Genomic DNA, 12,972 nt, shown 5'->3' on the forward strand with positions numbered 1-12,972 from the left:
AAATCCCTTATATTGCAATGTCTGCGTCAACAGAACAACTACTCATACAAACAGGGTGAATATAAGGTAGCCGATTGTGATCATTACAATTGAGTGTTTCAGCCCTGAAAGTACATTTCCTTCACCCATTGCACCTGCCATAAGACCTGAGCTTAATCCCTGCAGGAGGGAAGCATGCATGAACAGGCGTGTGTATGCGTCAAGGTCAAAGTTCCCGAGGAAGCCTCCGGCCTGAGTACCTGCTTCGGCCATCTTTTCACCGGCATTGGCCATCTCTGCCAGGAAGGTCGTGGAGATGACGTATATGACACCGACGAACACGAAGAACGCAATGTAAATGATGACGATATAGATCATCATGTTCATTGAACGCTCACGTTTCATGGACTGCTCGGATGCAGCATCACGTGCTGCTACCAGAAGTACTTCACCAACATCGCCACTGGATTCGTTGGCCTTGGTAATAAGGGTCATCGAACGTGCGATCACATGGGTCCGAAGCCTGTTGGCAAACCTGATAAGGGAATCGTTGACGTTCATTCCCCAGAAGATATCCTTCCAGATCCTGTGAACCTCTTTACCAAAGTTACCTTTTCCTGAATTTGCCATCAGTTTTATGGAATCACGCAGGGTCATTCCAGTCTCATTGGTACTTGCAAGCTTTTTCAGGAAATCGGGGAACTGCTTTTCAAGGCTCTTCTTACGGTGAGATTTTACCTCATGGAAGATTGCAAGAGGTAAGATCACAATGAAAAGCCCAAGAACGATATAGTCATCAATAAACGCAACGGTATCTGTTGTTGTGTAAAGGTTCCCTTTGTTCAGCCAGAAGGGGATCAGAATTGCAAGGAATGCGACCGGTAATGTAACAGCAAGTGTGTAAAGCGGTTTATCCACCAATGGACTGAGCGGGTTCTCTATGAATTTTCTAACAGACAGTGACTTCTTGGACTTTGCGAGGTTCTCATACAATTCCCTTTCACGTACTTTTTCCTCGGTCTCATCGATAAACTCGCCTGCCTCGTTATAGACCGGCTCAAGATATTCCGGAATCTGTGGGATTCCATGGTCAAGCACTAAACTCGTAGGCAGTTCATCCGGTTCACCGCTCTCGCTTGGGGTGATGATACTTATCATCACGACGAACATAAGCGAACCGATCGGCAATACTGCATAGATTATGGCATATACCATTGTCTCTGAGCCTGAGCCCATGACGGCCATCATAACACCGAGTATGATAATAAAGAGAGGACCTGCAACGAATGCGGTTACATAGGACTCTGCCAGTAATGCCAGGGTCTCAAGGAAACCTTTCTGATCCACAATGGATTTTTGGAGGTACTGTTCAGACTTGTCCTGGAAATATCGTGGAATACTTCCACCACTGTCTATAATGGTCAGCAGGTTCTGCATCAGGTCCTGAAACCTTTCTGAAGGGGTTATGTCGCTGATGTTCGAGATAGCTGTCCTCAGGTCATGTCCGAAGTAATCCATCTCACGCAGGATAGCATCTATCTCTTTTGAAACCTCACCATAAGTGTCCTCTGAGCGGGCCAGTAGCCTGAACACCTCTATGATGTTCATCCCACCCTTGGAAAGAGCATACATGAAAGTTACAGCATAAGGCAAATGCCTGTCTATGTCGCCTTTGCGTTCACCAGCCTTGAATCCGGGGTAAAGCATGAACATTCCATAAGTGGTACCCCCGATAATTACGGCAAACAGGAATGTTATAAAGAGACTAATGAACAACGACTTGAATTGTAATATCCAGGCAGTGGACTGGCTGAACTCCAGATTAGTTATCGTTTCCGGAAGTCCGACCACACTGACAACAACATATGAAAGTATCAGACCCAGAATGACTCCGAATATACAGCAAACTACGGAATAGAAGATCGCATTCGAGACATACATCTCATATGAGAGCGGCACACGTGCCTGAAAAAGCTGCACCTGCAGATTCTCATATTTATCCTTCCTTGCCTGTATCCTGTCACCAAGCAATGCAAAAGGAATCTTCTTGAAGATAGTGATATAATCGAAGAATTTATCAAACGTACCATTATCCTTTTTTGGTCCTCCGGATATCTTGCGTTTGATATTGTCCAGGAATGAACCTTTTCGCTTACCTGAAGAAACATTGGTAGCACCTAGGCTACCGCCGTCATCTGAAGATTCGTGATCTGAACTGGTATCCATCTCGAAATCCGAACTGGTATCCGAACCTGATGTGATATATGATTCAGCGGAAGCATCCTGAAGACTCTTCTGATCTTCAGTATCAGCAGCAAAATCAGGAATTTCTTCCTGAATTTCATCTTCATGGATTTTTTCCTGAGATATGTCTTCTGTCACCTAACCACTCCAGAGGCATATTATACCATATTCAATTCCTTCAGGATCTTTTCAGGTTTGGACTGGTAGGAATTGATAATATTAGAGATCTCCTTGAAGTCCTCGATCTCATTATCTACCATATATTCCAGTATGCGCTGCCTGTTCTTCAGTTCCCGGCTCACGTCCGCTGCGCCCCAGCCTCTTCTCATGCGGATATCCATCAATGATTTTGAATCTCCTGTCCTGTGGAAGCTGTCGGTGGAAGAATCCCATACAAAGACATCATTTGTCCTTACGTTTCGTGTATTCGGATCAATATCAATGATCTCCACGACCTTAAGGTTCCTCCTCACACGCTTGCCCATGGAATAGGTCTGTGCCTGGATGCACATGATATCCAGTGCCTGTATCATATTACGCGGGACACTGATAGGCGGGTTTTCAAGCCTGTGAATTGCAGAAGGTACGGAATCTGCGTGCATTGTCGAGAAGGTCGTGTGTCCTGTGGACATTGCCTGGAACAGTGTAAGCGCTTCCTTACCACGAACTTCTCCCACAAGGAGATATTCAGGACGCTGACGAAGTGCAGCTTTGAGAAGATCATACATATCCACCGAACCACGGTCGTCCGCAGTGAAAGAATCCCTTGTAACACCAGGGATCCAGTTTGGATGAGGCAATTTCAGTTCCCTTGTATCTTCAAGGGAGATGATCTTTGCCTTTTCAGGAATGAACAGAGATACAGCATTCAAAGAAGAGGTCTTACCGGATGCGGTACCACCTGCATAGATCAGGCTCTTGTTGTTCTCAATGCAAAGCCACAGGTATGCCATACATTCAGACGAGAATGTTCCCCACTTCAACAGATCCACCGGAGTTATAGGTACCTCACTGAACTTCCTGATAGTGAACGTACTTCCATGCGTCGTAACGCTGGTACCAAGTGTCATCTGGATCCTTGAGCCGTCAGGCATGGTTGCATCGACCATCGGATCTGCAACAGAAATGTGCTTCCCGCTCTTCTGGGCAAGTTGTATTATAAAGGAATTAAGTGCCTTTTCATCAAAGCTGATGTTGGTCGCAATGTTCTGATAGGTGCGGTGATAAAGGAATATTGGCTTGCTGTGGCCATTCCCGGAAATATCCTCTATCGAATTATCATTCATCAGGGGATCGATCTTGCCAAACCTGATAAAATCACGTTTGATGTAGTAGAATACCTTATCCAGCATCGCAGGAGTGATCTCAATTGCATAATCCTTGATTATGTGGCGGATCTCATTCTCAAGAACAGCTTCCCTGTCCTCAGTCTCATCAATATCCTCAACAAGGAGCTCATTGTGAAGACGATCCGTGATCTCGGTCAGGAATACCTTTTCAAAATCAGAGAGAGTAGGCTCGACAACATAATAGATGTGATTGTTCAGATCTTCATTATAAAGAATAACAATAAAGACATAAGGCTCACTGATCCAGTATCTGTCTAGTTCCTCATAGCCTTCGACACCAGTAAATTCAGATAGAGGGCCGTGGAGTTCCGGATCATAAGCTCCGATCTCTTCATTTTCCCTTCTGAAGAGGTTCTTTATTTTGTCCCTGATACCGATCTTCTCAGTGGGAGCAGGCAACTTATCATCCGCAGAAGATACTTCATCCGGAAGGTCATATTCAGGAACACTACTTTCCGTATCATTACTTCCAGACATGGTTTCCCCGGAAACGTCTGAAAGTTCAAGTGCCGGATCTTCAAGTCCATCATCTTCGGAGGCTTGCGGTTCGCCGGCAAGATGGAGATCAGTATTACCATTAAAAGAGACGTTGTCAACACTTTCTTCTTCTGTAAGCTCAATATAAACTTCAGGAACAGTCCCTGTTATACTTTGCTGCTTCTCTTCAGATAGACCATAATCTGCCGGATCAATGGTAACTGGCTCAAAGCCCTCTGGGTAACCGCGCTTTGTTTTCCGTTCTTCAGAATCGTGAGTGGACTCGTTCACAGAACTTGAAAATTTTCTGGATTTTGGCAAAAGGATACCGAATTCCTCATCCTGAACATTACCAGTAGTAGTGCTTTCAGGAGCATAGCCAGAAGATCTTCTCGAACTGCTTCTTGGTGTCAGTATAACAGCTTCAATATCATCTTCATCAAGATCCTGAGCGTTACTTTCTGCTTTTGCCCCGTCAGCTTCATATTCAACGACGTCATTTCGGTTCGAATCATCACTCTCGTCCATTTTTTCGTACATAAGGTTTTCACCCACCTCTTTTGCCATTGTTACACCGCAAGAAACTGTGATATGTTATGCACAGCGAAAGTCATTATGATAATAATAATGAGAACTATTGTTGATATACACTATTGAATTTATTCTATTTAAAGGAGCACCTCATAAAGAAATTTGATGAAAAATATTAAATCAAAAGCTACACATGTTCGTTCCATTATCAATTTTACAATCGGTTCAAATTGCTAATGGTCATATAAGATGACCGCGGAGATACCTATATGCCAATAATTACCCTACAATATGAGGATCTGGAATCGCTCACACGTTCAGATAAGGATACCATAATCGACCGTGTACCAATGATAGGTGCAGACATCGAACGTATCGAAAAAGAGTCCATAGATATCGAGTTCTTCCCTGACCGCCCCGATCTCTACAGTGTGGAAGGAGTAGCCAGAGCAATGCGCGGATTCATGAACATCGAAACAGGCCTTTGCCAGTACGATGTCGCATCATCGGACGTAATGATCGAACTTGATGAACAGATCGAAAAAGTACGTCCGGTACTTGGCTGTGCGGTTGTAAGGGGGATCACATTTACATCCAGTTCCATCAAGTCCCTGATGGACCTCCAGGAATCACTTCACTGGGGACTGGGAAGGAACAGGAAGAAAGTCTCCATTGGTGTCCACGATATGGCAAATATCACTCCGCCATTCAAATACCAGGCAGTTGACCCGGATTTTAAATTCGTACCACTCGACTTCACAGAGCCAATGACAATGGATGAGATACTTGCAGAACATCCAAAGGGAGTACGCTTTGCAGACATCCTTGAGGGTATGGAGAAATACCCATTAATAACCGATTCAAAGGGAGATGTACTTTCATTCCCACCTATCATCAATGGAACGCTCACAAGAGTGGAAGAGAGCACAACAGATCTTTTCATTGATGTCACCGGCCTGGGAGATGCAGTCTACACTGCACTCAACATCGTAGTGACCGCACTTGCAGAGAGAGGCGGCAGGGTCGAATCTGTGAAGATCGTTTACCCGGACGGAACTGAAAAAGTCACTCCTGACATGACACCTCGCGACCTTAAGCTCCCAAGGGCCGAGATCGATGAACTGATCGGTTTTGAACTTTCCAATGATGAGATAATCAACGAGCTGGAAAGAATGGGATTCGGTGCAAGCCTTGCTGACAACGGGGAGAGCTTTGACGTAAAGGTACCATGCTACAGGGCTGACATATTGCACAACTTCGATGTGATCGAGGATATTGCCATTGGATACGGCTTTGATAAAATCCAGAGCGAGTTCCCAAAGAACGCAACTGTCGGATGTGCACACCCGATCTCCCTTACAAGCAGTGCAATGCGCGAGATAATGGTAAGCCTTGGATACTCAGAGGTCATGCCTTTCACACTCACCAGCCAGAAGGTGCATTTTGAGTGGATGTGCCGTGAAGAGACAGACGATGTAACTTTCGTACTCCATCCAATAAGCGAAGACCAGACGATGGTCAGGACCACCATCCTGCCAAACCTCATGGAGATCATCTCCCTGAACCAGCACCATGAACTTCCACAGCGCATCTTCGAGGTAGGAGAGGTGGTTGTGAACGCAAAGAACAGGCTGCACCTTTCAGCTGCGTCAATTCATGCGCAGGCAAACTTCACAGAGATCAGAGAGGTCCTTGATGCTGTGATGAGAGAAAGGGACATAGAATACGAAGTTACAGAATCAACAGATCCTGCATTCATTGAAGGCAGGCGTGCTGACATCATTGTAGATGGTAAAAAGGTCGGAGTAATGGGAGAACTCTATCCGGGAGTTATCGTCAACTTTGGCCTAGGTCAGCCGGTGGTTGGTTTTGAGATCGACCTGACAGAATAAGACCAGGTTTTAGATTCAATTTCCCGGATGAACTCCGGGATCCTTTTTTAAATTATTTTATTCACCTGCTCAAGCATGAGAGTGGACAACAATCCAAAAACATATCCTATATAGTGTCCCAGACTGTTGATAATTCCGGTTTCCCTTACAACCTCTTCAGGTATTAACAAAGGGAGACCTACCAGGAAATATATGAGGAGCAGATAAACGATCAGGGAATAGAACATGATAAGTTTCGATGAACTCCGACCTAACCCTGATCCGAAAAATGAATGGAGTTTCAGGGATACCTGATCAAAGAAAGACCTGTTGAGATATGCAGTGATCAGCAGAAGTACAGAAATTGACAGGTACATGTAAATCGATACATGCAAGTGAAAGATCACCAGGAAAAGGTTCAGGAATATCAAAAAGTAAACGAACTCATGCCCAACCTGCGGATAATAATATTTCTTGCAATACCTGTAGAAAACAAACATAAGGTAAGCTACCAGTGCACTCACGATCCCCGAATATCCCTGCACAGGAAGTAAAAGACCTGTGAAGTAAACCATTGAAAATGAAACAATAAATGGCAATATGAAAGAAAACAACAGGAAAGAGATAATGAAAAACCTCCTGTCGGTCTCAAAGTTGATGATAAGGAACATAATGACCAGATACGAGATCACATTCCCCATCAGATGCGAATATGAGGAATGGACATAATTTGACAAAAACAGGGTTTCTATCTTAGGGTCAGATGGAAAGAGAATAAGATGGTCAAACTTCAGATAATCCGGCAGGATAAACAGCATCAGAAGGAGAGATGGAATGAAAAGGAACAAAAGAAAGATATCCGTATCCTTCCACCCAACACTAAGGAAGTGGAATTTATTGATCCCTTCTTTCAGACTTATATCCATATATCTTAATTGTCTGCAATACATTATAACTTTTTGATAATTGGATCGATACAGAATTGACCTTCAGTAATAAGAAAGATACAAGATAATGACAAGATCGTAAATAGAATAGAATAGAACGGGCCCGCCGCGATTCGAACACGGGTCAATGGGTCTCTTCGGGGAATGATCCACTTCGAAGCCCATGAGGATATCCTGGCTACCCTACGAGCCCTTTAAGAATTGAATTGCGTTGTATCATTGCGATGTTTTGTATTAAACCTTTCTATCGCAGAAGCTTTGCCATCGATCCAATTTGCCAGATCCCGTTTACTTTACCCTCACACCCAGTATCAGGCTTGCATATCAGACCTGCCAATCTTATTTGCTCATACTTGCATATCTCACTTGCCTATCAGGGAATACTGCACCATCACAGCTATCGATATTAGAACAATTCCCAGTATCCTACTAAAATAGTTCTCAAAGAACACACGTAACCTGTCTTGGCGAAGATACATCAAGCGGGAGCCGATCTGCCCACCCACCAATGCGGTCACACCCATCCCACCAAGCAGGAAGAAATCGATCTCCAGACTGCCTATATGAGAAAGGAAGCCAAAAAGGGAGGAGAAGAGGACAACCAGGGAGGAGGTTGCAGGCGCAGCTTTTATCCCAAATCCCAGAAGCAATAATGCCGGTACCAGGAATGTGCCTCCGCCGATCCCGAGCATTCCTGCAAGTATCCCGATGAAAAGCCCAAGAGCGATCCCAAGAACCAGACGTTCTTTTCGGCCGGCCTTAATCCCGCATTCTGATTTCCCGATCTTTCTTGAGAATATCATAATGAGCCCTGCAAGTGCCACTATCAGACTGAATACTGTGAGTATTGTGTTTTCAGGGACGGACTGTGATACGAAGGCTCCTAATGGAGCAGCGATCGCTGAGGACACTATAAATGGAGCAGCTGTGTGAAAGTCTACCATCTTTTTTTTGATATAGGTCATGGAAGCTGAAAAAGTGGTTACGACATTCAACAGTAATGCAATTGTGATCGCTGTTAAAAGGTCCATCCCGAGCCAGTAGAGAAGTGGCACATATATGATAGCTCCACCCATCCCCAGAAAAGAGAAAAGGATCGAAAGGCAGAAAACTATGACAAAATAGAGAAATGGTTCCATGAATGTTCTTCCACCGAATGATCAATCCTGTTTTATGAAAACGTTCCTGAACTTCTCGATCTGTTCCCTGCTTCCAACCACTGCGATGGTATCCCCCACCCCCAGCACGAAGGAAGATGGAAGGGAAGAAGTAACAGAACCATTTCTATCCACACCGATGATACGACAATCGAACTTATTGATAAGATCCAGTTCACCTATGCTCAGGTCAGCCATAGATGAACCCTCTTTAAGCTGGAACTTCTGTATCTCAATACCCTCATAGAGGACAATATCTTCATAAAACTGGTGACAATCCGCTTTTGTACAGGTGGATGTGATCCTGGCTAGCAGTTGACCTGCAACAATTGAAAGCGAACCTACATAGTCAGCACCTGCCTTGTAGAGCTTATCAATGGAATTCACAGAATTTGCACGGGAGAATATTATGCAGTCCGGTTTCAATCCACGTGCCATGAGAGTTGCAAAGATGACCTCAGTATCGGTATTCAGTGTGATGATAACAGTTGATGCCTTTTCAATACCTGCTTCCTTGAGAACAGACTCATCGGTACCGTCACCAACAACATACTCAAAATCAACATTTGAGAATCCTGCTTCGTTTTTGTCTACAACTGTGAAATGAACAGCATTTTCAATAAATACTTCAACTATACGCTTTCCGACATCCCCATAGCCAAGTACTATTAAATGTTCATTTGTTATCATGATCATCATTCCTTTAATCGGTAAGCTTACCTAATTTCTGAAGCTGCTCCATGCTTCCCACTGCAATAATGACAGTATTTTCCTTTATGACATCGCCCGGATTGATGTTAAACGTAAGCTGTCCACCTTTTCTTAAGCCTACAATGGTAGCTCCGGTCCTCTCATGAACATTTGCCTGTGCAAGCGTCTTCCCGATCAACGCACTCTTTGAATATATCGGCAGCTCTATGATCCTGCAACCTTCAAAGAACTCGGTAGTACCGAAGAGCACACCAAGATACGGGTCAGCAGCTTTCTTCCCAAAGAAACGACCCAGGACCAGTTTAGGCGATATGACACGGTCAGCGCCTGCATACTTCAGGTACTTGATCTTGGAAGCATCCTCTGCTACGGCTATGATCCTGACATCACTCACTTTCCGTGCAGTAAGAACAATATTCGCGTTCTCGTTATCGGACTGGTTTGCAATGAGAAAACGGGCGGAATTAACGTTAGCGTTCTCAAGTGTGCCCTCATCACTCGGATCCCCGTAGATACAGGAAATGTTCTCTTTTGTCAGACTCCGAAGAACTTCGTCATCATCAGATACAATGACAAATTTTGTGTTCTGCTCTTTGAACTCTTCTACAAGGGTCTCCACAAGCGGGTTATATCCGCATACTATGATGTGGTCAGAAAAATTCTTTGGAACCTTTACAGCAAGTGGCAGTTTCATGGTCTTCTCGAACCATGGAGTTATGACCAGTGTGATAAGTATCCCAAAGAACAAGGGAATACCCGACAACTGCACAATAATGGAGAAGATCTTCCCGACTTGTGACATGAAGACTATATCACCATAACCGACCGTGGTCACGGAAGCCATTACCCAGTAAAGCGCATTTACCAGATTTGCATATTCATACTGGCCCTCGTATACCATCAGATGCATAAAGATAACCATATAGACCAGTACAATACCAATGGATATGGCAATATAAGCTGCAATAGATGAAGTCAGGATCTTCGGATATCTCATCACATTCCCTCTCATATCGTTTTGTGCTTAGAAGATAGAGGTTTAAGGTACCCCTGTAAATGCTTTTAGTGTATTTGCTACTTCCTTTCGGTCTTTGTTATTTTCCCAATCGATATTTACTGGCCATTCTGCTGCCTTTCAGAGAAACCTCAGAAACCATGCACAATATATGGTCCGAATATCATGAAAAGGAAGGATATGAGGATCACAAATGTGAACGTTGCTGCTATAGCTGCTGAAATATTCGTTGCCCTTTCCTCATCCGATATGATCCTGCCTACAAAGGAGCGGACATAGTCCTTGAAAACATGACCTCCGTCCAGGGGAACCGCAGGGAGACAATTGAAAAGGCCTACATAGAAGTTAAGCCAGCCTACCCATAGGAGAGTGTTCGCTATCCAGAAAACACCTATACCAAGTGGCTCACCCCATCCAACCGGATGGTAGAACTGTGCCAGCGTACCACTAAAACCCGGAAAACCTTCACCTGCAAATCCGACTATCGGAAGTCCAAGGAGAATAATCCAGCCGGCAAAACCAGTCATCATTGAAGGGATCGAGCGCAATGCTTCAAGGTATGCCTTTGCGGGGAACTCGCCAACAGTAATGCCAAGAGGAGCTATTGCAAGTCCGTTCGAACCATAATAAACACCAAGGAAGCCCTTGTCAGGGATGCCGTCGGGATGCGGAGCCAGCTCGACCTCAAAGAATACGGAAGAAACATTCTCTTCCGGACTGTCAGCCCTTATAGTTTCCACAAGGATGGTCTGACCTGCACTGGTCGAGTTCATGAAGATCACAAAGTCATCTGATGAATTGATCCGGGTGTCATCAATATTGATGATCATCATACCCCCTTCGATACCAGCGGCTTCTGCGGGTGAATCCGGGACCACATCATTTACATAGATCCCCTTTACACCCTTTCCGATCTCTTCACCGACCTGAACATCATAGACCGAAACCACATGGTCCCTGGCAGCGTGTACCTCTACTACAGTACCAGGTTCAACGCTGCTCATGTAAAGCAGGATGTCATTTGCTTTTTGGATAGGAGTATCATCGATCTGTGTGATGACCATATTATTTTGTATTCCTGCGATCTCTGCAGGGGAATCAGGAGTAACGTTGACTATCATAGCATCGCTAAGAGGTGATATAGCACCAAGCACCGGACCGAACAACAGTATCAGAGCTATTGCTGCAACCACGAAATTGGACATGACGCCTGCTGCCAGTATCCTTGCTCTCTGCTCCCTCGTGGCAACTTTGTTTTTGTCAGGTTCTTTCTCCAGACCAAGGACCCTTCGCTCGATGGGACCTTCGGTTATATCCGTCCCTTTACCACGGTCATCTTCCTTCTTCACCCCGAAAAGCTCTTCCTCATCCGGCTCGGCGAACCCACCGATCGGAACGATAGCGAGCAGGATACCCATGGACTTGACCCTGATGCCTTCCACCTTACACAATATCGCGTGTGAGAACTCATGGACCACAAGTGTGACCAGAAGGGCAATCACCCCCCAGGAAAGAGGTATGAACTCATTTATACCCGGGATCAGGAAGATGTTCCTTGCCTCATTGAACTTACCGGGCTCTGGTAGTGTATTATCGCCAATTGATGATAGCATGGCAACATCCGATACAACTATAATGAGGAACATGGCGAACATACCGATGAACATCAGGACTATGCCTATGTTTGCGAACAATTTCCACGTGCTTTTAGGCCTTGCAAGGAAGTCCAGCAGCTTCTGCCCCCTTAGTGTCCTTATCATAAGTACAGGACCATAGGTAGAGATATTGTATCGCTCAAGTATGCCCTTTTTGTCGAGGATCGAGACGATGACCCAGTACAAAAGGAAGAATGCTATTAAAATCCTGGTTTCTATCAACTGAATTCTCCGGAATTATAGATCTGTAATAAACAATGCCTTTTCAACTAATCTGGTATCTGTTCGTATAAAAGATATGCTATTAACAGTAAAAAGCTGAACAGGTACTGTCAAAACATATCGGACGAGAAAGCACCGAACTGCTGGGCAAAGTTCAGCTGATCAACTTCTTCCCAGTCCTCAGCGATCATCCCATCCTCTATACGCGTGATGGTGATACCGGTAAATCTCACATGTTTGCGTGTTGGGGGAACTCCCTGGAAGTCAGCCAGATGTGTACCGCTGGCAGTCCACCTTGTTACCACCTTGTCACCTTCAGCAATCACATCATTGATAGTGAACTGAAGATCAGGAAGAGCTTTATGGATCGATTCCATAAAGTCCATCAAAGACTCAAGATCCAGATCCTCACCACCAAAATGCATTTGATAACCCGGGCTACACTTGTCTGTAAGTTGTTTAGGATGCCAGCCCTGATCCGAAATTCCCAGGACCAGTTCCTTGTTCCTTTCTTCAATACTGCGAGGATCAAAGGAAGCATCTTTTTCAGGCATATCTGTAGTCATCACAAAACACAATTACCTAATCTTTAATAAATATATTTCAAAGAAAAACGAAATTTACGCCAAAAACGATCTGCTTTACACATAAAAGAACAAAATATAAGCTAGCGACAGATAAGTTTATAACAAATACTGTTATTTCTGGTAACGTATTTCTCGAATGCGGGAGTAACCAAGTGGCCAACGGTGGCAGACTCAAGATCTGCTCGTGTAGACGTTCGGGGGTTCGAATCCCTTCTCCCGCACCACTT

At 44.6% G+C, this 12,972-nt stretch carries 9 protein-coding genes and 2 tRNA genes; 2 read left to right on the forward strand and 9 right to left on the reverse strand.

What is annotated here, in order from left to right:
* Positions 1-42: 42 nt before the first annotated feature.
* Both ACR3I3_RS10750 and ACR3I3_RS10755 read right to left on the reverse strand, forming a co-directional pair.
* On the reverse strand, positions 43-2,361 hold the full coding sequence (locus tag ACR3I3_RS10750) for a type II secretion system F family protein (RefSeq protein ID WP_440952254.1): 2,319 nt from the start codon (positions 2,359-2,361) through the stop codon (positions 43-45).
* A gap of 20 nt (positions 2,362-2,381) precedes the next feature.
* Complete coding sequence (locus ACR3I3_RS10755; RefSeq protein WP_440952255.1) at positions 2,382-4,616, reverse strand: type II/IV secretion system ATPase subunit; 2,235 nt, start codon at positions 4,614-4,616, stop codon at positions 2,382-2,384.
* Between the two features lie 233 nt (positions 4,617-4,849).
* Here ACR3I3_RS10755 and pheT point away from each other — a divergent pair, with 233 nt between their 5' ends.
* Entirely contained in the window at positions 4,850-6,472 is a 1,623-nt protein-coding gene (gene pheT, locus ACR3I3_RS10760; protein WP_440952256.1) for a phenylalanine--tRNA ligase subunit beta, read from the forward strand.
* A gap of 47 nt (positions 6,473-6,519) precedes the next feature.
* Here the strand turns inward: pheT and ACR3I3_RS10765 are convergent, their stop codons facing one another.
* The 7 genes from ACR3I3_RS10765 to ACR3I3_RS10795 form a co-directional block, all read right to left on the reverse strand.
* Positions 6,520-7,377, reverse strand: coding sequence for a hypothetical protein (locus ACR3I3_RS10765; RefSeq protein WP_440952257.1), 858 nt, complete (start codon positions 7,375-7,377; stop codon positions 6,520-6,522).
* A 119-nt stretch (positions 7,378-7,496) separates the two neighbouring features.
* Positions 7,497-7,591 (reverse strand) — tRNA-Arg (locus ACR3I3_RS10770).
* A 169-nt stretch (positions 7,592-7,760) separates the two neighbouring features.
* A complete protein-coding gene (locus ACR3I3_RS10775; RefSeq protein WP_440952258.1) occupies positions 7,761-8,537 on the reverse strand; it encodes a sulfite exporter TauE/SafE family protein in 777 nt (258 codons plus the stop codon).
* A gap of 21 nt (positions 8,538-8,558) precedes the next feature.
* A complete protein-coding gene (locus ACR3I3_RS10780; RefSeq protein WP_440952259.1) occupies positions 8,559-9,245 on the reverse strand; it encodes a potassium channel family protein in 687 nt (228 codons plus the stop codon).
* 13 nt (positions 9,246-9,258) lie between these two features.
* Positions 9,259-10,263 carry a potassium channel family protein gene (locus ACR3I3_RS10785; RefSeq protein WP_440952260.1) on the reverse strand — a complete coding sequence of 335 codons (1,005 nt, stop codon included), beginning with the start codon at positions 10,261-10,263 and terminating at the stop codon, positions 9,259-9,261.
* Positions 10,264-10,412: 149 nt separating this feature from the next.
* Positions 10,413-12,158 (reverse strand): site-2 protease family protein, encoded by a 1,746-nt coding sequence (locus ACR3I3_RS10790; RefSeq protein ID WP_440952261.1) that lies wholly within the window; start codon positions 12,156-12,158, stop codon positions 10,413-10,415.
* Between the two features lie 110 nt (positions 12,159-12,268).
* A complete protein-coding gene (locus tag ACR3I3_RS10795) occupies positions 12,269-12,724 on the reverse strand; it encodes an ester cyclase (protein ID WP_440952262.1) in 456 nt (151 codons plus the stop codon).
* 159 nt (positions 12,725-12,883) lie between these two features.
* On the opposite strand from ACR3I3_RS10795, the gene ACR3I3_RS10800 reads away from it, so the two are divergent.
* Positions 12,884-12,969, forward strand: a tRNA-Leu gene (locus ACR3I3_RS10800).
* Positions 12,970-12,972: the final 3 nt, after the last annotated feature.

Source organism: Methanococcoides mangrovi (genome assembly GCF_052057775.1).
GTDB lineage: Archaea > Halobacteriota > Methanosarcinia > Methanosarcinales > Methanosarcinaceae > Methanococcoides.